Source organism: Sporosarcina sp. P19, assembly GCF_002743165.1.
Taxonomy (GTDB): Bacteria; Bacillota; Bacilli; order Bacillales_A; family Planococcaceae; genus Sporosarcina; species Sporosarcina ureae.
Genome location: NZ_PDYR01000005.1, coordinates 51,338 through 75,593, shown reverse-complemented (window position 1 = coordinate 75,593; position 24,256 = coordinate 51,338). Strand labels below are relative to the sequence as shown.

Annotated in this window: 22 protein-coding genes and 1 riboswitch; of the genes, 14 read left to right on the top strand and 8 right to left on the bottom strand. The window is 41.3% G+C overall.

Annotated features, from left to right (window positions below; all coding sequences use genetic code 11):
• Positions 1-118 precede the first annotated feature (118 nt).
• Positions 119-1,726, bottom strand: a complete 1,608-nt coding sequence (locus tag CSV74_RS07455; protein ID WP_158231769.1) for a BCCT family transporter — start codon at positions 1,724-1,726, stop codon at positions 119-121.
• Positions 1,727-2,063: 337 nt separating this feature from the next.
• On the opposite strand from CSV74_RS07455, the gene CSV74_RS07450 reads away from it, so the two are divergent.
• Genes CSV74_RS07450 through CSV74_RS07435 form a run of 4 tightly spaced genes read left to right on the top strand, consistent with a single transcriptional unit; the run spans position 2,064 to position 5,229 of the window.
• On the top strand, positions 2,064-2,381 hold the full coding sequence (locus CSV74_RS07450) for a non-heme iron oxygenase ferredoxin subunit (protein WP_099691200.1): 318 nt from the start codon (positions 2,064-2,066) through the stop codon (positions 2,379-2,381).
• Between the two features lie 18 nt (positions 2,382-2,399).
• The gene (locus CSV74_RS07445; RefSeq protein WP_158231768.1) at positions 2,400-3,644 is read left to right on the top strand and encodes an NAD(P)/FAD-dependent oxidoreductase; all 1,245 of its coding nucleotides are present in this window, start codon (positions 2,400-2,402) and stop codon (positions 3,642-3,644) included.
• A gap of 14 nt (positions 3,645-3,658) precedes the next feature.
• A complete protein-coding gene (locus CSV74_RS07440) occupies positions 3,659-4,795 on the top strand; it encodes an amidohydrolase family protein (protein WP_099691198.1) in 1,137 nt (378 codons plus the stop codon).
• Between the two features lie 17 nt (positions 4,796-4,812).
• The gene (locus tag CSV74_RS07435; RefSeq protein ID WP_083035031.1) at positions 4,813-5,229 is read left to right on the top strand and encodes a Rieske (2Fe-2S) protein; all 417 of its coding nucleotides are present in this window, start codon (positions 4,813-4,815) and stop codon (positions 5,227-5,229) included.
• A gap of 45 nt (positions 5,230-5,274) precedes the next feature.
• Here the strand turns inward: CSV74_RS07435 and CSV74_RS07430 are convergent, their stop codons facing one another.
• On the bottom strand, positions 5,275-5,931 hold the full coding sequence (locus CSV74_RS07430) for a TetR family transcriptional regulator (RefSeq protein ID WP_233190838.1): 657 nt from the start codon (positions 5,929-5,931) through the stop codon (positions 5,275-5,277).
• A gap of 443 nt (positions 5,932-6,374) precedes the next feature.
• On the opposite strand from CSV74_RS07430, the gene CSV74_RS07425 reads away from it, so the two are divergent.
• On the top strand, positions 6,375-7,001 hold the full coding sequence (locus CSV74_RS07425; RefSeq protein ID WP_099691197.1) for a LysE family transporter: 627 nt from the start codon (positions 6,375-6,377) through the stop codon (positions 6,999-7,001).
• 139 nt (positions 7,002-7,140) lie between these two features.
• Entirely contained in the window at positions 7,141-8,373 is a 1,233-nt protein-coding gene (locus CSV74_RS07420) for an MFS transporter (protein WP_099691196.1), read from the top strand.
• Positions 8,374-8,440: 67 nt separating this feature from the next.
• On the opposite strand, the gene CSV74_RS07415 is transcribed toward CSV74_RS07420, so the two are convergent.
• A complete protein-coding gene (locus tag CSV74_RS07415) occupies positions 8,441-8,707 on the bottom strand; it encodes a YqhV family protein (protein WP_051210437.1) in 267 nt (88 codons plus the stop codon).
• Between the two features lie 304 nt (positions 8,708-9,011).
• Between CSV74_RS07415 and CSV74_RS07410 the strand changes: the two genes are divergently transcribed.
• Together CSV74_RS07410 and thiO are read left to right on the top strand one after the other, a co-directional pair.
• Positions 9,012-9,797: a DUF2935 domain-containing protein gene (locus CSV74_RS07410; protein ID WP_099691287.1), complete on the top strand. Its 786-nt coding sequence runs from the start codon at positions 9,012-9,014 to the stop codon at positions 9,795-9,797.
• A gap of 515 nt (positions 9,798-10,312) precedes the next feature.
• Positions 10,313-10,424, top strand: a riboswitch (TPP riboswitch).
• Positions 10,425-10,556: 132 nt separating this feature from the next.
• Positions 10,557-11,684, top strand: coding sequence for a glycine oxidase ThiO (gene thiO / locus CSV74_RS07405; protein ID WP_099691195.1), 1,128 nt, complete (start codon positions 10,557-10,559; stop codon positions 11,682-11,684).
• Between the two features lie 300 nt (positions 11,685-11,984).
• On the opposite strand, the gene CSV74_RS07400 is transcribed toward thiO, so the two are convergent.
• The 4 genes from CSV74_RS07400 to CSV74_RS07385 form a co-directional block, all read right to left on the bottom strand.
• On the bottom strand, positions 11,985-12,212 hold the full coding sequence (locus CSV74_RS07400) for a hypothetical protein (RefSeq protein ID WP_099691194.1): 228 nt from the start codon (positions 12,210-12,212) through the stop codon (positions 11,985-11,987).
• Between the two features lie 221 nt (positions 12,213-12,433).
• Positions 12,434-13,894 (bottom strand): CoA-acylating methylmalonate-semialdehyde dehydrogenase, encoded by a 1,461-nt coding sequence (locus CSV74_RS07395; protein WP_099691193.1) that lies wholly within the window; start codon positions 13,892-13,894, stop codon positions 12,434-12,436.
• A gap of 33 nt (positions 13,895-13,927) precedes the next feature.
• Complete coding sequence (locus CSV74_RS07390; RefSeq protein ID WP_099691192.1) at positions 13,928-15,103, bottom strand: iron-containing alcohol dehydrogenase; 1,176 nt, start codon at positions 15,101-15,103, stop codon at positions 13,928-13,930.
• 237 nt (positions 15,104-15,340) lie between these two features.
• Positions 15,341-15,976 carry a TetR/AcrR family transcriptional regulator gene (locus CSV74_RS07385; protein ID WP_099691191.1) on the bottom strand — a complete coding sequence of 212 codons (636 nt, stop codon included), beginning with the start codon at positions 15,974-15,976 and terminating at the stop codon, positions 15,341-15,343.
• A gap of 257 nt (positions 15,977-16,233) precedes the next feature.
• Here CSV74_RS07385 and CSV74_RS07380 point away from each other — a divergent pair, with 257 nt between their 5' ends.
• From CSV74_RS07380 to CSV74_RS07370, 3 genes are all read left to right on the top strand, one after another.
• The gene (locus CSV74_RS07380; protein WP_099691190.1) at positions 16,234-17,142 is read left to right on the top strand and encodes an NAD(P)-dependent oxidoreductase; all 909 of its coding nucleotides are present in this window, start codon (positions 16,234-16,236) and stop codon (positions 17,140-17,142) included.
• Positions 17,143-17,175: 33 nt separating this feature from the next.
• A complete protein-coding gene (locus tag CSV74_RS07375) occupies positions 17,176-18,690 on the top strand; it encodes a CoA-acylating methylmalonate-semialdehyde dehydrogenase (RefSeq protein ID WP_099691189.1) in 1,515 nt (504 codons plus the stop codon).
• Positions 18,691-18,799: 109 nt separating this feature from the next.
• Positions 18,800-20,083, top strand: a complete 1,284-nt coding sequence (locus tag CSV74_RS07370) for a GntP family permease (RefSeq protein WP_099691188.1) — start codon at positions 18,800-18,802, stop codon at positions 20,081-20,083.
• Between the two features lie 155 nt (positions 20,084-20,238).
• Here CSV74_RS07370 and CSV74_RS07365 read toward each other — a convergent pair whose 3' ends face one another.
• On the bottom strand, positions 20,239-20,844 hold the full coding sequence (locus tag CSV74_RS07365; protein ID WP_099691187.1) for a transposase: 606 nt from the start codon (positions 20,842-20,844) through the stop codon (positions 20,239-20,241).
• Positions 20,845-21,246: 402 nt separating this feature from the next.
• Between CSV74_RS07365 and CSV74_RS07360 the strand changes: the two genes are divergently transcribed.
• The 3 genes from CSV74_RS07360 (at position 21,247) to CSV74_RS07350 (ending at position 24,248) form a co-directional block, all read left to right on the top strand.
• A complete protein-coding gene (locus CSV74_RS07360) occupies positions 21,247-22,455 on the top strand; it encodes an acyl-CoA dehydrogenase (RefSeq protein ID WP_099691186.1) in 1,209 nt (402 codons plus the stop codon).
• A 103-nt stretch (positions 22,456-22,558) separates the two neighbouring features.
• Positions 22,559-23,131: a TetR/AcrR family transcriptional regulator gene (locus CSV74_RS07355; protein ID WP_369823702.1), complete on the top strand. Its 573-nt coding sequence runs from the start codon at positions 22,559-22,561 to the stop codon at positions 23,129-23,131.
• A 58-nt stretch (positions 23,132-23,189) separates the two neighbouring features.
• Complete coding sequence (locus CSV74_RS07350; RefSeq protein ID WP_099691185.1) at positions 23,190-24,248, top strand: phosphotransferase family protein; 1,059 nt, start codon at positions 23,190-23,192, stop codon at positions 24,246-24,248.
• The last annotated feature ends 8 nt before the right edge of the window (positions 24,249-24,256 follow it).

Below are 24,256 nucleotides of genomic sequence, written 5' to 3'. Positions count from 1 at the left end.
TATGTAGAGGAGCTAGTAGTATTGTATTCTACTCGTCTTCCATATAATCAAAACAGTCTGCGGAGAAGGATCACGATTTTCTCTGCAGACTGTTTTGGTAGTACTAAAAGTAGTGTTGTTATTTGTCAGAAGTGATATTTTGCGTGATAGGAATTTGCTGTGGCTCCATTGAAACGCCTAATGTTGTTCCTTCTTTCTGTTCCACTAAAGAAGGAAGTTTATCTATCGTTCGCGATGGAATCTCTTCCTTTGATAATTCCTTAATTAGCGCATAGCACATAAATAGCATTAAAATGGTCAGCGGGAATGATGTGATAATCGCCAAAGTTTGTATGGTGGACAAGTCGCCGGTTAATAAAAGAAGACCTGTAACGACTGCCATGTAGATGCCCCAAGTAGCTTTTACCTTTCTGCTAGGATGCAGTTCGCCGTTTTGACTGATCATTGCTAGTACAAATGTAACTGCTTCAGCATTTGTGATAAAGAACAGGGCAATCAATAGAATAGTGACAATACTCATAAACGTAGTCAACGGCAAGTATTCCAAAAACGCGAACATACTGAGTGCATTATTTGCAAATACTTGATCGGCTAATGCTTGATAGCCAAGGTCATGTAGGAAATGCAGACCTGTTCCACCGAAAACGGAGAACCAGAGCATCCCTAATAGTGACGGGGCAAGCAAAACTCCGGCAATAAAGCCACGAATCGTTCGACCGCGAGAGATACGTGCGACAAATATGCCGACTGCAGGAGCCCAAGAAACCCACCAAGCTAAATAGAACACCGTGTATTCACCAAGCCATTTGTTATCTTTAAATGGTTGGATTCCTAAACTCATCGAAACAAAGTTACTCATATATGCGCCAAGTGAGCTGACGAACACTTGGATAATCTGAAGCGTTGGTCCAAGGAAGAAGACGAAGAGTAACAGGAATGCAGCCAATGCAATATTAAGATTGGACACGAACTTAATTCCTTTTTCAATCCCAGAGACGGCAGCGGTGATATAGATCAACGAAATAACGCCGATGATGATAAATTGAGTCGTCATGGTATTAGGGATGTTAAACACGTGTTCCAAACCGGCTCCCATTTGCAATGTCCCGACTCCGTAAGAAGCAGCGACTCCAAATACAGTCGCAACTATGCAGAAAATCTCTACGGTATATTTGAAAGCCTTTTCATTTTTTCCTTTGTAAAGATCGATAACAGTTGAACTGATCAGTGCTGGCCTATTTTTTCTATATTGAAAGTAAGCTAATGCTAGACCGAAAATGGCATACATGGCCCATGGATGTAGACTCCAATGGAGAAAGCTGTATTTCATGGCGACTGTTGCAGATTCTGCTGTATTCCCTTCACCGTATGGAGGGTTTACATAATGGTAGATTGGTTCAGCCAGTCCAAAAAATACTAAACCAATTGCCATTCCTGCAGTAAATAGCATAGCAAACCACGTCATATTTTTATAAGTGGGACGATCCGTATCCTTTCCGAGCCGAATATTGCCATAAGGAGAGATACACAACCATGCCAGTAATACAATGACTAGAAAAGCGGAGGTCAAGTAAAACCAACCGAAATAATCTACAGCTACACCTAAAGCGGACGAAGCGAAGTTACCAAGAGCCTTATTAAAGAAAAAAGCAAAAACGATGAAAACTGTAATGATTGAAATGGAGACTTTAAAAATTACATTGTCTTTTTTGATATGATCCTGCATAGTCATCCTCCTCGAATAATAAAGTAAATCCCTCCAACATGCCTTGGCACAATATTTCGACAGTAACATGTATACATGACTTGAAAATTATTGAATTTAGGTATTAACCACGTATCCATCCCCTTCCTAATTGCATGAACTTGTAATTTAAATGAACAAGTTCTTCTAGTGAACATATTATAGTTTAAATTATTTGAAAAGTAAATATCTTAAAAATATTAACTTTATTTTCAGAAAAGCCATTGTAAAAGAAATATAATAATGCTATTATCTGAACATGTTCATGAACGTGTTCATTAATTGAACTTGATCAAAGTCTGGAAAGGTGATGATTTCAATGAATCAGCTGGAAGAATTTATCCCTGTTGCTCTAATTTCGGAATTGGAAGATGAAGAAATGATTAGCGTGGAAGTGGATGACGAAGACATTATGATTTGTCAGGTAGATGGGCAGTATTATGCGATTAATAATATTTGTAGTCATGCACATGTCGAGTTATCCGATGGAGAGCTTGAGGGATGTTTTGTTACCTGCCCCCTTCACTTTTCTCAATTCGATGTCCGGACAGGGCAGCCGCAAGGTCCTCCCGCAAAAAGTCCGGTAGAAACATATGAAGTCCTAGTAGTAGATGATCAGATCTATATCAAACTTTAATGAATGGAGGCGGAAATTTTGAGTACTACTAATCGTATCGTTATTCTTGGAGCAGGCATTGCGGGGGTAAATGCAGCCAAAACATTACTAGATCATGACTTTGAGGGGAAAGTGGTTCTGATAGATATGGATGAAAATCTCCCATATGATCGGCCGCCATTGTCAAAAGAATATCTGGCGGGTACCAAGGATCATAACGATATCTTGCTGCATCCCGAAGAATTCTATCAAGACAATAGAATTGAATTGAAATTAGGAAAAGCTGTAGCGGATTTGCAAATTGATAGAAAATTAGTGATTCTTGATGATGGAGAAGAAGTTAATTTTGACAAATTGTTGATTACAATAGGTTCCAAACTGAGACGCTTGCAACCATTGGATGATCAAGAGTTTGATAATGTCTTTTATTTGAAGACGAAGAAGGATGCAAATCGGTTGCAAGACCAATTATCTTCTATTAACCATCTGGCCATTATCGGAGCGGGTTTTATAGGGCTCGAAGTAGCAGCATCGATGCTAGCATCTGGGAAAAAAGTAACCGTATTCGAAGCAGCAAAAACACCTTTATCCAGAGTGCTCGGTGAAGATATGGGCAATTATATAGCTTCCAAACATCGAGAAAAAGGAATTGAGATTTTCACGGATGATTATATTACACAATTTATAGGCGATTCAGCTATACATGCCGTCGAGACAAAAGAGGGTAGAAAAATAGATTGTGACGCTGTATTGGTAGGAATAGGCGTTTCAACGGATGGTTTGTTAGTACAGGATCAATTGAATTTTAATGATGGAATCATCGTAAATGAGTTTTGTGAGACGTCTGTTCCGGATGTTTTTGCAGCAGGGGATTGCGCCCGATGGACTTATCCGGTGAGTGGAGAAGCCATCCGGATCGAACACTGGGATCATGCTATGAATCAAGGGGCTACCGCCGCAGTGAATATGCTGCAGCCTGGTTCAAAGCCTTTTACAACAATTCCTTATTTTTGGTCTGACCAGCATGATCTGGCCATCCAATATGTAGGGCATCCGACTCAATGGGATCAAACGGTTATGCGAGGGACGATAGAAACGGACCAATTTACGATGTTCTATTTACTAAATCAACGAGTGGTGGGGGCGTTGATTGTGAATCAGCCTGTGAACGTATTACCTGTACGTCGTTTAATCAGCCAAGCTGTATTGGTTAGCACAGATCAACTGGACGATGAGAAAGTAAAATTAAAAAGTATCATTAAACAAGCTGCAACTATTAAATAAAAGGGGTGTTGGATATGGTGATTAATACAGGAAATACACAAGTCAATGATATGGAGCCAAACAAGAAAACGCAATTAATTGACGTAGATGTTCACTGCTTTTTAGGATCTTTGGATGAGCTGGTGCCATATTCTGACGAATGGTTGCAAAAGATGATGAACTTCGGAAAGTTCAGCAATAGATTTTTGACTTCTCAGACAGCGGGTGCATTCGAATTTCCAAAAACACGCTATCATAATCCGAATCACGTGTTGCGCTTGGATGCTACAACTCCGTCAGGCGGGGTTCCGGGTTCTGATCCTGCATTTGTAGGAACCGATCTATTCGATAAATTTGGGACAACGTACGGGATATTGAACGTTGGCCACGGTACGATGGCACCTTATCATAATGTAGATGTAACTACCGCCTACAGTTCAGCCTGCAATGATTGGCTGTATGATAAGTGGGTAAATGTAGATGAACGTTTCAAAATCGACATGGTTGTATCGACTGTTGATGCCGATGCGACAGTGAAAGAAATTGAGCGTATCGGTAAGAAGCCAGGGGTTGTCGGAATTAATTTGCAAAATATCAATATTCCTTTAGGTAAGCGTCATTTCTGGCCAATCTATGAAATTGCTGAAGCATATGGTCTGCCGATTGTTCTGCATCCCGACTCTGAAGGTTCAGGTGAATACTCACCACCGCAATACATCGGACCGGCATCTACTTATATGGAATGGCACTCATCATTGTCAATTGTGCCGATGCGACAGATTAACAGTCTGATTTGTGAAGGAGTCTTCGAACGATTCCCGAAGCTGAAAGTAGTCTTCGTTGAATATGGTTTCTCTTGGATGCCGCATTTAATGTGGAGATTAGATAAAAACTGGAAGGCATTGAGAGATGAAATTCCTTGGGTGAAAATGTTGCCAAGTGAATATATTAGAAGAAACATCCGCCTTGCGACTCAGCCATTCGAAGAACCTTTCCACCCGAAGGATTTGGTGACATTAGTGGAGATGATCGATGCGGAAGACATGCTGATGTTCTCTAGTGATTACCCACATTGGGATGGAGAACATACAATGGATATTTTCGCGCATTTCCCGGATGATTTAAAGCATAAAATTTTCTATAAAAACGCTTTGGAAACGTACAGATTCTAACATAGGGAGGGAATAGAATGGTCACAAAACCTAAAAATGAAATTGTCGTCTGCAAGGCGGAGGAATTACCGAACGGTAAACGTAAAATTGTAGCTATCAAGAATATGTCGATTGTAGTCGTGAACGTAGAGGGGAAACTGCAGGCATTTAATAGTACGTGTCCACATCAGGGAGCACCGTTGGAATTCGGCTCGATTTCGGGTGTCATGGAAGCATCTGATCCCCAGCAGTATAAATACGGCTGCCATGACAAGTTCGTTAAATGTCCTCTGCATGGCTGGGCTTTTGATATGGATACAGGGAAATCGCTTTTCAGTGATAAAGTGAAGATCAAAACATTTTCAGTGAGGGAAGAAGAGGGGTACATTCTTCTATCTGCGAAAGGAAAGCAGGAGGATGTTGTAATTTCAGATGTTCAGCACGCATGTGAATAATGCATAAAAAATCATTCCGGTTATCAGCCGGAATGATTTTTTATTTTACTTTGTATAATGGCTCATGATTTCCCGGATGTAATTCATTGTGATGGCGGTAGCTTCTTCAGGGGTATAATTGGCGCGGTTATTAAGAAGAGTTGTCAGCATGCCTTTCCACATGAGGATGGTGATATCAACGATCGCATCTAGTTTTTCATCAGTCAGGTATCGTTTCTTTACTGCATCGGAAATCATCCCTTTGCTTCGCTTCGATAGATCATTTTCCATCACAAGCATTTTGATTTCCTCAGGCAGGTTCAACAGATCATTTGGATAAATTTTGTAGTACCGCTTCAATAACTCATTTGGTTCAGAACCTAAATCAGAAATGAAAATCATGTTATAAATTTGAGGATTGTTGAATGAATGTTTGCAGAAGCATTCCCAAGAAGAGAGGTATTTCTCAAAAGGCTCCTCCTCTTTATCCATGTACTTTGATAAGTCATCTACATACTCATCCAAGAACCGGAGTGAACCGAAGAAGATGAGATGATTAAGTTCTTCAAAATAATTATAGATTGTCGAACTAGTATACCCTGCTAATTCAGCGATCTTTCTAGCAGTAACATACTCTATGCCTTCTTCTTCGATGACTTGCTCAGTTGCTTCGATGAAAAACTCTAGCATCCGCTTCACTTTAATTTCTCGTTTCTTCATCATAGTACTAATACTCCTTCACTTTCCTTTAAATATGTAAATAGATAATTTGAACTGTAATAAGGTAGTGGTAGTGCAGTGGTTTATTTTCTGGTGTTTCTAATTATTCACCTCATATAACTATAGTGTAATAATACGGGGGAGAAATATCAAACTTTAGATGAATTATGATTCATATGGGGGGATTCAAAAAGAATAGTAGATCTTCACTAAATTATAACATAATTCCGACAGTTCGCTCTACATATTTATAGGGTTCTTCTAATCAAACAAGAAGTATATGATTCATTTGTCAACGGTTAAAAAGGATCCAGTCCACACACAAAATATTACTTCTATGACTGATCCTACAAACTAAAATATTTCTTCAGAATACCCTCTTCCAAGTCCTATCGGTCATTATGTGTGAATAAAATGGCAGGACAACATATTATAGGGGGGATTTTGTGAATTCGATTTTTCTATATATATTCTTGGGAGCATCCTTAGCCGCGCCAATCGGTCCTGTTAAAACTGTTCTGTTAAATACGGGAATTAAAAGAGGTTTTTTTCATGCTTGGGCTTTTAGTTTTGGTTCTGTGACCACGGATATTATGTATATATTCCTTGTGTACTTTGGAGTCGGACAATTTATTGATTCACCGTTAATTAAAATCATTCTCTGGTCGTTTGGGTGTTTTGTGCTGATGTATACAGGTATAGAAAACTTACTGACGTTGAACAAAGTTGAAATGAGTGTGAGATTGGGTAAACGAGTCAGACTAAGAACATCTATGATGACTGGCTTTTTGATGTCATTGTTGAATCCGCTTACTATTATTTTTTGGCTCGGTATATACGGTTCCATTTTGGCCAAAACAGCTGGTGGATCAACAGGGTACCAAATCATTATAAACAGTCTTGCGATTTTATTGGGTATAATGATCGTGGATTTGTTCATGGCCTTTTTGTCCAGTGGAGCACGCAAGTTCTTATCCTCAAGACTTTTGCTAATCGTTTCCATTATATCCTCTATATCTATGATCGGTTTTGGAATATACTTCGGTATTCAGGCTTATCAAGCGTTATTTTAACAACTCTTCACTAGGCTGTGTTTGCTTAATTTTTTACATAATCTCATGATTGTGCTAATAAAAAATATTAAAGTATAAAAAAAACTCGTTAGGAAACCATACCTCTAATTAGTAGAACAAAATATGATGAGGTGTGGTAATGGATAAAAGTGCGGACAAGGTTAGTGTATGGTGCATTGTTAGTCTGGCTTCAATTCCTCTTATTATGACGCTAGGGAATTCTATGCTCATACCCGTGCTTCCTTTATTGGAAGATAAAGTGGGGATTACATCGTTTCAATCGAGTATGATTATTACCAGTTACTCGGTGGCGGCTATTTTTCTTATCCCAGTAGCCGGATATTTATCAGACCGTTTCGGACGGAAAATGGTGATATTGCCAAGTTTAGTCTTTGCATTGATCGGAGGTCTGATTGCGGGATTTGCTTCGTGGAAGATGGATGACCCGTATATGATGATTATTATTGGTCGGGTATTACAAGGTATAGGAGCAGCCGGCGCCATGCCAATCGTGCTACCGCTTGTGGGTGACTTATATAAAGATGATGGTGAAAAAAGCAGTAAGTGTTTGGGAATTATTGAAACGTCAAACACGTTTGGAAAAGTATTAGCTCCTATCTTAGGTTCAGCATTTGCTGCTCTATTATGGTTCCTGCCATTCTTCTCTATTTCTGCACTCAGCGTCATTTCTTTTGTACTGATCTTCTTATTTGTTAAAGTCCCGAAAGAAAAAGATGAACCCGTAAAGTTTAAGGTGTTTATCAAGAACACTAAAAAGATATTTGCGTCAGAAGGTAAATGGTTGTATACCGTATTTTTAAATGGAGTTCTAGTCATGCTGGTTCTATTCAGTATGTTGTTTTTTTTATCGGAAAACCTGGAGAAAACACATGATATTGAGGGGATTAAGAAAGGATTCGTTTTGGCCATTCCGTTATTATTCCTATGTATTGCTTCCTTTTTATCGGGCCGAAAAATTAAAGGCGAACTGAAAACTATAAAAAGGGTCATGGTCATTTGCTTAATCGCCATGTCTGCCAGTGTCATTTTTGTTGGATTTACAAGCAAGAACTTGATCCTCTTGTTGATTGTGACTAGTATAGTCGGAATAGCCATAGGCGCATTATTGCCTGCATTGGATGCGATTATTACAGAAAATATTGAAAAAGAGCTACGAGGCACGGTGTCTTCTTTTTACAGTTCAGCCAGATTTATCGGTGTAGCCGCAGGCCCTCCGTTGATGTCAATTGCCATGAAAGATTTTCTGAACGGCAGTTATATCATTGCCACTGTACTGGGAGTCATTTTGACTTTTATGGTGTTTAAGTTCATTAATATCGAAGAAATTGAAGAATCCAATCAAAGAAACTGAAAAAGGACCCGACAGTAAAAAACTGTCAGGTTCTTTTCTATTTAGAGATATGTATGGAATGAAGTATTTATTTAGATTTTAAACTAAAAAGGATGAGGAAAATTCCTGTGAATAGACAAATCATTCTTACTAAAGATACTTTTTCAGTGAGGCCGTGTAATGCAATTCCTGTCGTTACAATTAATATAAATGGACCTACTAATGCAAGTAAAGAGTTAATATAAAACGCCTTTTCCAAGTCATTGAATTTAAACATGAGTGCAGCAGCTGTTATTTCTATACTTCCTGAAATAACTCGTAATAGAATAATGAAAAGCAGCGCCCTTTCTATCATGCAAACCACTTCCTCTGATTGTATTTATGCTCACTATATGCAGCACGTCCATGAGTTATTTAACCTCCATTATATATACTCGTTGCGTGTGAAATTCTATGTTTGACTGGAATAATTGAAGGTGTATCTCCACCGTGAATACATACATAAAAACAGCAGCTACACATAATATGAATAGGGAAGTAGATTGCAGGCTACTGAATATGGAAGTCTCTTTACACTTAATTGGCGTGTGAAGAGAATATCTACTGTCAGAGACCTCAATGGATAGGGAGGGAATGTATTGAAGAGTTTACAGGAAGAGATGTCATTTGAACTGCGTTTTTGGTTACAAATATTAGGCGATCATGCACGCTTCATTCACGATTCTTTAGCGCCGGATGAAGTGGCAAATATTAAGACAGCAAGTTATTATATACAGTTATTTGATGGCCTTCTTGCTAAAGCAAAGGGAGATCTGGATACACAATCTCTACGGACATTAGCGCAAGAAACTTTAAAAGCGAGTGAAGATATTCGCAAGTTTAAATTATTATTAATACAGCAGCATTTAGTCGGCAACATCAAAATTTCTCTGCCACCTTCCTTTATTAATCACATGGTGAATGAAGTAGAAGAGGCTATACGTATATTTACATGCTTTGCAAAAGGAGAGAAACCACCGACTGTACATCCTCTTCACCATGACTTGCTGTGGTTACTCGATGCGGCAGGGCATGCGGGCGCTCTTGATGCAAATTTAGACCGTGTGGAAGCCAAGCTCAAAAAGAAAAGTGAACGATTTACTAAAGAGTGGGAAGCATTTTATTTAAAAGCAATTGAGATGGCTGGTTATTTACGTACGAATATTATGAAATTCCCAGCGTTAACTAAATTCCATCAGGACATCAACTTAGAGATGACTATTTTTAAAGCATTTTTAAGAGAGTTGGAAGAGATGGATTTGAAGAAAGAAACGCTTGGGACCCTAACCCCTTTAATGGCAGATCACATGGCGCGTGAAGAAATATATTATTTAATGAAATTAGCTGAATCCACTGATATTCCATCACCAAAGGGAGATCCGACGAAATCGCGTGTTGAGTCTTGAATGGGAGGCGTAGGATGAGGTACCAGGTCCCCGCACGCAGGTAGCAGGAGTAATCGCTGCCACAACTGGGAACAATATAGGTATTGCAGGAGTGACTGGTCCGTATATTATGAAAATCCTTCCGATAAGAAAGCACTGTTCATCAGTCAAAGTGTTGAATCTTCTTACACAATAATAGAAGGTTATTTAATAAATACATGGATTAAGAAAGTTCTACCAGCACTTTTGGTTTGCAATAGTGCAGTATTTACAGTCCACCTTACGTTTCTAGTAAAAAGAGAGTTGAGAATATTTTAGTGTCGGGCTACGCTGTGTACGATACAATTCAGTCAATACACTACAATTGCATACAAAAAGAACCAAGTAGCCAATCACCTGGTCGGATGAATGGTTTGCCGTTGTATGATTATTCTCTTTGATGTCTTGTTATAAAATCACCTTGCATAAGCACCGATCCATAACTAATTTCAAATGACAAATTTCGGCTTGTATGTTATTCTGAAAAAAATGAATATTTCATCCGCTAGAGGTGCCTTTGAAAAAAGGCTGAGATCAAAGTGATTGACTTTGGGACTCTTGGAACCTGATCCAGCTCGTACTGGCGAAGGGAAGTGGCACTGCTTACATCACTTGTATGTTATGGACTGTATACATGAGGCGCTGCTTTCTTCTATGAAAGTGGCGTTTTTCATTTTCTAACAGGCTGATATAGATGTTCAATAGCATTAGTATTTAGGTCATCTATGAGGAGTGGAAATAATGAAGACATATGATCATATTGTTATTGGCGGAGGAGTAATAGGTTGTTCCATTGCCTATCGACTGGCCAAAGAAGGCTTAAGCGTAGCTGTATTTGATGCAGGCAAAGCCGGACAGGCCTCTATGGCAGCAGGAGGGATGCTTGGGGCGCAAAATGAGTTTGAGCAGGACAATCCGTTGTTGGGAATCGCACTGGAAAGCCGAGCGATGTTCCCCCAACTTCGTGATGAATTGCTGTCCGAAACGGGTATAGACATTGATTTACGAACAGCTGGCCTGATCAAAACGGCCGCGACAGAACAGGATCGTGACGAGCTGCACCGACAGTATCACTTTTTATCCGAAAAGGACCCATCCATTCAGTGGCTTGAGCCGGAAGAAGTGCCGGAGATCGAACCTTGTATGACGTCCCAAACTGCCGGTGCTATTTTTCTGGAAAAAGACCATCAAGTGAAAGCCCCCTTGCTCGCACAGGCCTTTTTGAAAGCAGCAATGCATGCCGGTGCCCATGTATATGAAGAAACAAAGGCTCTTCGTCTGCTGATTCAGCAAAACCGGATAGTGGGGGTTGATACTTCAATCGGCTCGCTTTATGCAACTCAAGTGACGATTGCAGCCGGTGCCTGGAGCAGCCATCTCTTAGCTGACACTGATTTTTCCTTGCCCGTCATTCCTGTGAAAGGTGAATGCTTGTCAATCCGGCTGGCCGGCCCTGCACCGGTCAAAACGGTATTTGCGGTAGACGGCTGTTATATTGTGCCGAAACGAAATAAGGAAATGCTCATCGGTGCAACGTCTATTCCCGGTTCCTTTGATACATCAGTAACGGCTCATGGCATTCTTTCGCTATTACAACGGGCTTCCCGCCTATTGCCTGTGCTTAGTGATGGAGTGATCCACCGAACATGGGTCGGTGTACGTCCCCAAGCCGCAGACCATCTGCCGGTCATGGGGTCTCATCCGTTCATCGACGGGCTGCATATATGTACCGGTCATTACCGAAACGGCATTTTGCTTAGCCCGATAACAGGTATACTGATGAAGGATTACATAAACGGCTGTCAGAAGACGCATGAGTTGCTTACTCCTTTTGCTTTAAGTGGCGCCAGGTTGAGTTACCAAGCCTAGGTTGCAGCATATAGTGGGTGGAAGTCCTATCGAGAATGAATTAGCCATTCACTCGTAGCGAGTCTTGGAGGATGTGAGGATCATACTGTGCTTGTGTTAAATGGGCGAAACGAATGCTATCATTGTTGTTGATTTGGACAGTTATCGCGGTAATTATGTTGTCGTTTGCGGTCCAGTGTAATTATTAGGAATCATTACACTACGTAAAGTATGTGCTACCTTAATACTTTTTTAATTCTCGCAGTTCAATATATGTAAAAATACAGCCGCCACTTTTAAAGTGGCGGCTGCATTTATTCATCAGTGTTTACGATGATGAAACAGACGGGACAGGCCTTTCAGAATGATCGCCAAGGCGAACAACACGATGATGATCACGATGATCACTGCAACGGCTAAAAGCAGCAGGTTAGCACCAACGACCGCCAATACAGCGGGCACAATTAAAAACAAGCCGAGCAAAGCATATCCGGCTAGAAGCCCGAAGAAGAAAAGCTGTTCTTTGCTTGCTTTTTCACATTTTGACATAAACTTCACCTCCTTGCTGTACTATATGTAACCTCCAGCAAGGCGAACTAATGCAATACACACGGTTGTTGTAAATAAAAGAGTATTTATATAGAAACGGTAGAAACGGTACCAGGTCCCCACACAACTCGAAACTATTCAGACAATTACAATTTGATAATACGTAAAACACCTTCTCTCTGTTTAAAACAAAGAGAAGGTGTTTTCGTATGGTATAGTGATTACTCCCAACGACCAGTAAGTACTTTTTGACGTGTATAGAAGTTCAGTCCATCTTTTCCATTGGCATGTAGATCACCATAGAAGGAATCTTTCCACCCAGAGAACGGGAAGAAGGCCATAGGTGCAGGTACGCCGATATTTAATCCGAGCATTCCTGCATCGATGTTTTCACGGAAGTTCCGTACATTTCCACCGTCTCTTGTGAAAATACAAGCACCGTTTGCGAACTTGGATTGATTCGATAATTCGATTGCTTCATCTAAGTTTTTCACACGGCTAATGGATAGAACAGGAGCGAAAATTTCGTCTTGCCAAATTTTCATCTCGCTCGTTACATGATCAAAGATGGTAGGGCCGACAAAGTATCCTTTTTCTTTAGCTGCGCTGTCTTGGCGGCCGTCGCGAACGAGTGTTGCGCCTTCTTTTTCACCTGTCGCGATGTATTGTTCTGTTCGTTCTTTATGAGTATCACGAATGACAGGTCCAAGGAAGATTCCTTCGTCCAAACCGTTTCCGATGGTGAGTTCATTCGCACGATTAAGTAAAGTTTCAACAAACTCATCTGCAATATCGTCTTCAACAGCGACGACTGAACATGCCATGCAACGTTCTCCGGCTGAACCGAATGCTGCGTTGATAATTTGAGTAGCGGCGTTGTCCAAGTTCGCATCTTTCAAGACGATGGAGTGATTTTTTGCTCCAGCTAGTGCTTGAACGCGTTTTAGATTATCCGTTCCGCGTTTGTAGACGTACTCTGCGACGGGCTGAGATCCTACGAAAGAAATGGCAGCAATTTTTTCGTGATCCAGAATACTATTTACTACGTCATGTGCTCCGTGCACAATATTGAAGACGCCTTTTGGTAAGCCGGCTTCTTCGAGTAGTTCAGCTAAGCGGTTTGCCAGCATCGGCGTACGCTCGGATGGCTTGAGTACAAATGTATTTCCTGTTGCAATTGCCATCGGGAACATCCAGCATGGCACCATCATCGGGAAGTTGAATGGTGTGATCCCGCCGATGACACCGATTGGGTAACGGTATGTTCCAGATTCCAAACCTGATGAGACGGATGGCAAGTTATCTCCCATCATCAAAGTAGGGGCTCCTGCGGCAAATTCTACACATTCAATTCCGCGAAGTACTTCGCCATGCGCTTCAGTAAAGTTTTTTCCGTTTTCGACTGTGATGATTCTAGCGAGCTCATCCCAGTGATCTACTAATAGCTGCTGATATTTGAATAGAATACGTGCGCGACGTGGGACGGGTACCTCTTTCCAAGTAATGAATGCTTCGCTTGCAGCTTGTACTGCCCGATCCAAATCTTCAGTAGTTGAGATCGGAACGTGTGCAACGACTTCTCCAGTGGCGGGATTATATACAGGCTCTGTTTGGTCTGTCGTAGCGGATACCCATTCACCGTTAATATAGTTTTGTACTGTCAATGTAGAATTTGTTGTCATATAGATGACCTCCTATTGTAATTACATATGATATTAAAATTGGTATTCATAGCATATTTGATATAGTTCTGCGATTTCCTCTTTTGAAGGCGTTTTAGGATTATTGCTTGGACTACCGCTATCGATCGCGTCTGTAGACATCTTGTTGAGAGCGCTTACAAATTCTTTGCGTGGGATTCCCCATTGTTCAAGATTCGGGATATCTAATGATTTACATAAGTCTTTCACGGATTGTACAGCAACTTCTGCCGCGTTTTCATCTGACAATTGTTTTGCTTCGGACGAGAATAATCGACCGATGTCTGCCAGTCTATCAATACATGCGTCTTTGCTATATTCCAGTATAGCAGGTAAAAGCATCGCGTTCGAGAAACCGTGCGGTACATCAAATAGGGCACCGATTGGTCGGGACATGCCATGGATTAAACAAACTGACGCATTGGAGAACGCACTTCCAGCTTGAAGGGCAGCGAGTGACATGCCTTCTCTAGCTTCAATGTTTTGACCGTCCGTGTATGCTTTATGCAAATTCTTTGAGATTAACTTGATTGCGGATAAGGCCATCATATCTGTCATCGGATGAGATTTTTTAGATATGTATGCTTCAATCGCGTGACTCAGTGCGTCTACGCCGGTCGCAGCTGTTACTTTTTGAGGAGAAGAGAGCGTCAGCAATGGATCGACGATGGCAACATTCGGCATGAAAGCGGGCTGTTTAATCATCATTTTCACTTTAGTTGCTGAGTTCGTGATGACAGTTACGTCTGTTGCTTCTGAACCGGTTCCTGCAGTAGTTGGTATCGCGATATGAGGTACAGGTGCTATTTGCGCAATTTTCTTCATGCCAACGTAATTCTCAATATTTCCGCCATTAGTCGCTACTACTGCAACCGCTTTCGCCGTGTCGATACAGCTTCCGCCCCCCAATGAAATAATCAAGTCGCAAGTTTCATCTTGAAATAATTGAAGTGCATCCTCTACATATTGATTAGTAGGCTCTGAAGCTACACCAAGGAATACTATGCTGACGACAGAATGATCAGATAATTTCCGCTGGCAATCTTCTACGTAACCGAGATTCTCCATAATTTGGTCGCTGATGATCAGTGCTTTTTTACCAAGAAGTACGGCTTTTTCACCTATCTGTGCAAAAGAATATTGCTGATAAAGAATTGTCGGCGGCATTTGAAACGTTTTGCAAGTTTCCATTCGGTCAGCTCCTTAAATTATAATACTTGTAATAGAGTAGTACGTTTAAAGCAGGAGTGAAAAAAGTGTAGCGACTAGGCTACATTTTTATTTATAAAGCGAGTCTTCCTAAAAACAGGTAGAAGGTGTTTGGTGTTTACTATAGTTGAAACCGAGTGCTTTGGTGTAGTTTCTGTTGTGCATGAATGAAGCAATATATAAATAATAAGCGATTGGTAAAGGGAGTCTAATATGTTATTACACTCTCTTGATAGAGTCACATTCACTATCACATTTCAATCCATCCAACACTACAGAAGTAATACTTTGGATTTCTACTACAGGATCCAGACGATCTCTAAAAATGATCCAATCGTAGATCGTTCCGCGCATGCAACGTGTGACGAGCATTGAAATCTCGTCAACCGAAAGCTCTTGTTTAAACTCTCTACGTTCTACTCCTTCTTCAACATAAGAGCGAATGATTTGATACAGTTGGCGATTTTGGTCAGTTAAATAGTGATCGTCATCTATCGTTAATGCCAGCGCACTTGTGTAAATCGTATGAATGAAATCTTTTCCTAAGACATCCCTCAAATACGTCATTTGGCCTTTATAAAAAAGAAGAATTTTTTCTGAAGCCTTGAGATTATCGGGAATGCTAGGAATGAATGATAGGTAAAATTCATCGATATCTTTAAACTTTTCCAAGAAGACATCATATTTTGAATTAAAATGGACGTAGAAAGCTCCTTTGGAAACATTACAGGCTTTTGCAATACTTTCTACCGTTACATTATCGAAACCTCTTTCATGGAAAAGCTCTAAGCCTTTTTCTAGGAGGTTTTTCTTGGTTTCTTGCGCTTTTAATTGTCTAGGTGTAAGTTCTGTCATGTTTGTTCCTCCTCTACCATGTTTGTTAACAGGATACCATGTTCACGAATTAATTTGAAATTTTTAGAAAACGGGTTGACTATTTGGATAATTATAGATATTATTGAGTGACTGTAGTATGTGACTGCGGTATGTCAAAGAAATTATTACTTAATTGAAAAGTAATTTAACGTTTACAAACTGTTAGGTATCTATATTTTTTTATTATTAATGATAACGCTTACATACGTTAAGCGAATTAAAAAGGAGGAATATGTATGGCTAATGAAAAGAAGATTGGATTTATTGGGCTTGGGAATATGGGCTTCCCGATGGCGCGTAATTTATTGAAAAAAGGTTACTCGGTTTATGCTTTGGACATCAATAAAGAGTCTGAGCAGAGCTTCGGTGAATTGGGGGGGCATGTCGGTCTGACAACTGCTTCATTACTAAAGGAAGTGGATCTCGTTTTCACTAGTCTACCTACTCCTGCTATTGCGGAAAATGTGTATTTAGGCGAAGAGGGTATCGTGAATAGCGCTACGAAGCCATTAGTGTTAATAGATTTAAGCACGATCTCACCTGATTTGAACAGAAAAATTGAATATGAAGCTTTGCAGAAAAACCTTGAATATTTGGGAGCTCCAGTCAGCGGAAGTGTCAGTGGTGCGGTGAACGCTACGTTATCCATCATGGTAGGGGGCGAAAAAGAAACGTTTGAAACGGTACTGCCTTATCTACAGGCTATTGGATCGAATGTATTCCATGTAGGAATAGATCCGGGTGTTGGTACTATCGTTAAGCTCATTAATAATATGATGGCAGGTATTCACAATCAAGCCGTTGCTGAAGCACTATCATTAGCAAAGCTTGCAGGTGTTGATCAGGATATCGTGTATGACATCGTCAACGTCAGCTCGGGTGCAAGTACAATTCTTACGCGTAACTATAAGACGTATATTTCACAAGATGAGTACACAAAAGGGGCATTTACGACTTCATTACTATTAAAAGATTTGAAGCTTGCAAAGCACGTATCGGATTCTCTTGACGGAGAGCTGCCGATTGCGTCGCAACTTATTGAATACTATGAAGCGGAAGTAGAAAAGGGTCACGCACATGAAGATATGTCTTCTTCCTACTTGATGATCCAAGACAAGTTGAATAAACAAAAGCAAAACGTATAAGAAAATCTACTATAAATTAGGAGGAATGGACATATGCAAAAAACAGAAGTAAAAACATTGACTCATTTTATTAATGGTAAAGAGGTAGAAGGCAAGAGTGGACGATATGGAGATGTCTTTAATCCATCCACTGGAGAGAAGATCGCGAAAGTACCATTGGCTTCAACAGAAGAAGTGAATGAGGTCGTGAAGTTAGCGAAAGAAGGATTTACTCACTGGTCTAAGGTTTCAGTAGGTAAGCGAGTGGAAGTCCTTCACAAGTTTCGTGCCTTACTTGTAGAAAACACGGATCGATTGGCATATGCGATAGGTGAGGAAAATGGAAAAACCATCTCTGATGCAACAGGTGAGATTACACGTGGTATCGAGTCAGTGGACTTTGCGATTGGTGCTCCACACTTGTTAAAAGGTGAGCACTCGGTGAATGTAGGGGGAGAGATCAATTCGTATTCGATGCATAAGCCATTAGGTGTTGTGACGTGTATTTCACCATTTAATTTCCCGGTAATGGTACCTGTCGCGATGAGTACGATGGCAGTAGCAGTGGGTAACGCAATGATTTTGAAACCTTCAGAAAAGGTACCTCATTCTGCATTAATTCTTGCGGAGCTATGGGCTGAAGCAGGACTGCCAGCTGGTGTTTGGAATGTTGTCAATGGCGATAAAGAGGCCGTGGATGCACTGCTTACGAATAAAGACGTTATGGCTGTTAGCTTTGTAGGATCGACGAAGGTAGCTGAAGCAGTATATGAAAAAGGAACGAAAAATCATAAGCGTGTACAGGCATTCGGTGGCGGAAAGAATAATATGGTCATTATGCCGGATGCGGATATAGATACAGCGGTCAATTCATTCCTCGGTGCAGCTTATGGTGCCGCATCACAAAGATGTATGGCGATTTCTACTGCGATTCCCGTAGGTGAGAAAACAGCTGACGCATTTGTTGCGAAGCTAACAGAGAAAGTGAACGAGCTCAAAGTCGGCAAGTTCGATGACCAAGAGGCGGATTTTGGACCTGTGATTAGTGCAGAGGCAAAAGCAAGTATTATAAAATCCATCGATTTGGCTATAGAAGAAGGAGCCGTTCTTGCAGCGGATGGACGAAATCCTAAAGTAGCGGATGAAAATGGCTATTACTTAGCGCCAACATTGCTCGATCATGTGACAACCGACATGAATGTGTATAAGGAAGAAGTCTTCGGACCAGCACGAATCGTTGTTAGGGTAAATACGCTGGAACAAGCGATTGAACTGATTAATGAGCATGAATATGGTAATGGCGTTACGATCTATACCAACAGTGGAAGCGCTGCAAGAACGTTCACGGATCAAATTGAAGTGGGAATGGTAGGAGTGAATGTTCCGATTCCGATTCCGGTTGGTTACCATAACTTCGGTGGATGGAAACGCTCCAGATTTGGTGAAGGGCAAATGTTCGGTCCGGATACTGTTCGTTTCTTTACAAAAACTAAAACCGTTTCTGAGAGATGGTTCGATACTTCTTATAATAATGAAAGCAAAACAGATTTCAACTTCCCAAGTAGTTGATTGACCATAAGCAGGATCGTAGTGAATACATAACTTCGATCCTGCTTTATTTCTAACATAAAGTAGTTTGACGATTGAAAAGTGTACAGCCTGATGGAGGAGGGATAGGATGTTAGGGATATTTATAGGCTTAGTGTTGCTTATGGTATTGGCTTATAGAGGTTGGTCGATCATCTGGATTGCACCGATTTGTGCAGGAATTGTTGCGTTATTTGGTGGATTAAACTTATTGGATGCGTATACGGATACATATATGACGGGTTTCGTTAACTTTGCGAAGCAATGGTTCCCGGTATTTATGTTGGGGGCGATTTTCGGGAAATTGATGGAGTACAGCGGCATGGCCCATTCAGTAGCTATTGGAATTTCACGCGTTTTTGGTAAAGAGCGTGCGATCATTGGTGTCATTGTGGCAGCAAGTGTATTGGCTTACGGTGGCGTGAGTGTGTTCGTTGTAGTATTCGCAGTCTATCCATTGGCACTTAATATGTTCCGTGAAGCGAATATAAGCAGACGTCTTCTACCGGGAACGATTGTAGCGGGGATGATGACATTCGCGATGACGGCATTACCTGGCACACCGCAAATCCAGAATCTAATCCCGACACAGTACTTTCATACAACAGCGGCAGCGGCTCCGATTATAGGACTTGTTTCATCGGCGTTCATGATTGTCTCTTCCATTTTGTATTTAAATCGTAGAGTTCGCGTGTTAAGAGAAGCAGGGGAAGTCTTCGAAGAACGTGAAGAGGATTTGAATGCAGAACCACGTACGAAGTATCCACATATCATTCTTTCTTTACTACCTTTACTGGCTGTAATTATAACATTGAACATTTTAAAATGGGATATTGTCATATCACTTGCAACGGGAATTGTTCTTATATTAATCATTTCAATCAGAGAATTTAAAGGCTTCACAAAAGCGGTAAACAGCGGAGCAAGCGATTCTGTCATGGCGATGATTAACACGAGTGCTGCAGTAGGATTCGGAACGATTGTACGATCGGTTCCTGGCTTTGAAAAGTTAAGCGATGCAATTTTAGGAATCAATGCAAATCCTTTAATCTCTGAAGCCATTGCAGTAAACGTTTTAGCAGGAGCGACAGGGTCAGCTTCCGGTGGTCTTGGTATCACATTAGAAGCACTAGGCTCGCACTACTATGAAATTGCGACGACTACTGGTCCTGCGCCCGAAGCTTTTCACCGAATTGCATCGATTGCTTCCGGGGGATTGGATTCCCTTCCTCATAACGGGGCGATCTTGACGATTTTGATTGTAACAGGGATGACGCATAAGGAGTCGTATAGAGAGATGGGTGTGATCGCGATTGTATTCCCTATGCTTTCGTTGATTCCTGCGATTGCGCTTGGGATTATTGGGGTTTATTGATGGTGCTGGTGCTGGTGGTTGTCGGTGGCGGGGCGCGGTGGTGGTGGTACCAGGTCCCTACACAATTCAAAACTATTCTGACAATTTAGCGCGCATTGCAAAAAGGTTTCTATTCCAGTGGATTAGAAGCCTTTTTGAGTTTCATTTTGTTGGAATTACGTAAGCACTTCTGAAATGTCAGCACTATTATTGACGTTCAAAATATCCTCTATTTCCATCAAACAATAGTTCACGTAGGCTTCTGTAGTTTTCTCGAATGGTTTGGGTAAGTAGTGTGGGAGTTTTGATGTATCAAGATAAGGATAAGGTGACGGAGCAGATGAGTGGTAGTAGGGGAATGTACTGAATGGATAATCAGCTAAATGTTTGACCATAGGTGTTTTTGTTGCGATTGGATTTCGGTGAATATAGCGGCTTACGGCAAGCATTGCGTAAGGAGATTTCACTTCCTTGCAATAATATCGACCCTGGTAAAGCTGTCCGACATATCCGTAACGTTTAGCATAATAATCACTGTATTTTCGATTGATATGCCGCATGATTTTGGATAGGTTGTCTTCAGATTGTAGCAAAATGTGATAGTGGTTTGTCATGATACAGAAAGCAAAAACTGTAAACTGATAATCGATAGAAGCATGACCCATGCATCGCATCAAATGCAGCATGTCTTCATCGGTGGAATAGATGTTTTGTCGGTTATTCCCACGCATGACGACGTGGTAGTTTGCACCCGGCCTCCAATTCCGTTTATGTCTTGCCATTGACCTCTCCTCCAATTATTTTGTGAATATATTGAGTATAGAGGGGAAGTTTTATTTTGGTCAAAAGGGCGAAATTGAATTTTGGTAAGTGGAAAGTGTGTACAGATCATGTTGTGAATTTGAAGAATTGAATTCTTGCAGCTATTCCGATAGAAGAATTGAATTTCTGAGTGAATTGTGTCTGAATTGTATGGGGACCTGGTACCGTGCCGGACCGTGCCGCAAAGCAGAATTGTGTGCAAATTGTGTGGGGACCTGGTACCGTGCCAACCGTACCAACCGTACCACCCACCCCAACCCCAACCCAAAAACCCCTTGCAACCCCCCAACAAATCCCGTATAGTAAGTGTAATATTCAGAACATACCAACCGGTTAGTATAAACGAAAGGAAGTCATAGAGTATGAATTTTTCCTATTCCGAGAAAGTAGTGAAGTTGCAAGAGCAAGTGACGCAATTTATGGAGGAGTATATTTATCCGAATGAAACTGTGTTTCGCCAGCAGCAGGATGAGCAGGGGGATCGTTGGAATAAGATCCCGCCAATTATAGATGAATTGAAAGCAAAGGCGAAAGAGAAAGGTCTTTGGAATTTGTTTCTGCCGGATGATAGTTATGGAGCAGGATTGACGAATCTAGAATATGCACCGCTTTGTGAAATTATGGGGCGTTCTTTCTTGGCACCGGAAATATTCAATTGTAATGCGCCGGATACTGGCAATATGGAAGTGTTGGCGCGTTATGGTACGGGTGAGCAGAAGAAGCAATGGCTCGAGCCTTTACTTGCAGGAGAGATCCGCTCAGCGTTTGCGATGACGGAGAAAGATGTGGCGTCGAGTGATGCGACGAATATTGAATCAAGTATTGTGCGCGACGGTGATGAGTATGTGATAAACGGTAGGAAGTGGTGGACTTCAGGCGCAGGGGATCCTCGTTGTAAAGTGATGATCTTTATGGGCAAGAGTGATCCGAACGCAGCGAAACATGAACAGCAATCGATGATTCTTGTGCCCATGGATGCGGAAGGCGTAACAGTGGAGCGCATGCTACCTGTTTTCGGCTATGATGATGCACCGCATGGACACGCAGAAATTCTCTTTACCAATGTACGTGTGCCAGCAGAAAATATATTATGGGGTGAAGGGAAAGGATTTGCGATTGCGCAAGGCAGATTAGGGCCTGGCCGAATTCACCATTGTATGCGTTTGATTGGAGCGGCTGAACGTTCGCTTGAATTGATGTGCAAAAGAACGAGTGAACGAGAGACGTTTGGACAGAAAATATCCAATCACGGTGTCGTGCAGCAATGGATTGCGGAATCACGAATGGATATTGAGCAGGCGCGTCTGCTGACATTAAAAGCCGCGTACATGATGGATACGGTCGGCAATAAAGTTGCGAAAGCTGAAATCGCTATGATTAAAGTGGTAGCACCGAATATGGCGTTGCGTGTGATTGATCGGGCGATTCAAGCATTTGGCGGAGCGGGTGTTAGTGAAGACTTCCCGATTGCGTATATGTATGCAGCAGCGCGGACGTTGCGTATTGCAGACGGTCCGGATGAAGTGCATTCGAGACAGATTGCTAGTTTGGAATTGAAAAATTACAGATAAATATTGGATACAATAGGTTTTCTATTTCGTTCGTTTTGCATGAGGATTCGATCCGCTGAAATGTGATATAGTATGAGGTAAATAACATGAAGAGGGTCGAGGAATGAGTATGAAAGCTAAAATTACACAAGCAAGTGTGTTGTTGTTTGAAGAAAAAGGATTTAGCGATACATCGATTCAAGATATAGTCGAAGCAATCGGTGTGACAAAAGGGACATTTTATTATTATTTCAATAGTAAAGAGCAATTATTGATGGAAATTCATCTCGAATATATTTCGGATTTGCTAAAACGCCAACAGACGATTTTAGAATCGGATCATTTATCAGGTCGTGAAAAGCTTGAAGCCATTATCGCGTTGCTAATCCATGATATTCAGTATAACGGGCCGAGTGGTCGTGTGTTTTTCCGTGAAATGCGCCATTTAGTTGAACAGAATGTCGATACCATTGAAAAACAACGAGATCTATTTCGTCTAAATATCGAGCAGCTGATCACGGATAGCATCGAAGCGGGTGAATTCCGCCAAGACTTGCGTGCAGATATTGTGGCTTTTGGCGTATTAGGCATTACGAATTATAGCTACAACTGGTTTAATCCAAAAGGGAATATGTCCGCCGATGAATTGGTTGAACTATTTTCGAGTCTATTGCTTGAAGGAATCATTCCACGCTAAGCTGAGAAATCAGCTTACGCACAACATACCTACTGGTTAGTATAAAGGAGGATTAACTATGGAGAATGCTACTACAATTAATGTTCGGTCTGGGGAAGAACTGAATAAAGAGAAGCTACAACACTTTATTCGAGAACATATTCCAGAAGCACCAGAAGGAGAATTGCACATTCGTCAGTTCAGTGCAGGGCATTCCAATTTAACGTATCTTCTGCAAATTAATGAATGGCAAGCGGTATTACGCAGACCGCCGCTAGGGCCGGTTGCACCGAAAGCGCATGATATGGAGAGGGAATATCAAATTTTATCGAGTTTGCATCCGTATTTTATACCGGCTCCAAAACCATATGTCTTTTCTAATGATGAAGAGATTGTTGGAAGTCCGTTTTTCATTATGGAACGTCGGAATGGCATCGTGCTAGACACCGAATTCCCTGCCGACACGGTGTATACGCCTGAACTCGGCCGGAAGATTTCCGAATTACTAGTGGAGCAACTCGTTAGCCTGCATCAAGTGGATTATAAGAAAACGAAGTTTGTGGATATGGTGAAACCTGAAGGCTTTATGGAGCGACAAGTTGCGGGGTGGATCGGGCGCTATGAACGTGCGAAAACGGATGACGTGAAAGATTTGGACGAATTGACCGAGTACTTGAAGCGTAATGTGCCGGAGTCCGCAGAGCCTACGATTATTCATTATGATTATAAATTAAACAATGCGATGTTTTCGGAAGACTATTCTGAAATGACAGGGCTGTTTGACTGGGAAATGACGACCGTAGGTGATCCGCTCGCTGATGTGGGCGCTGCGATGAGTTATTGGATTCAGGCAGACGATCCTGAAATGCTGAAAAAAGGACTTGGCAAACCACCGGTCACAGTACTGGCAGGGTTTTTTACGAGAGATGAATTTATCGAACGTTATGCGGAGAAGAGCGGACGTGATGTCAGTACAATTGATTATTATTTGACGTTTGCGTATTTTAAGTTGGCGGTCATTTGCCAGCAGATTTATTACCGCTATAAAAAGGGACAAACGCAAGATCAACGTTTTGCTCACTTCAATGTGTTTGTTGAAAATCTGATTCAGTACGCGTTAATTAGCGCTAGGAAGTAAGAGGTGAC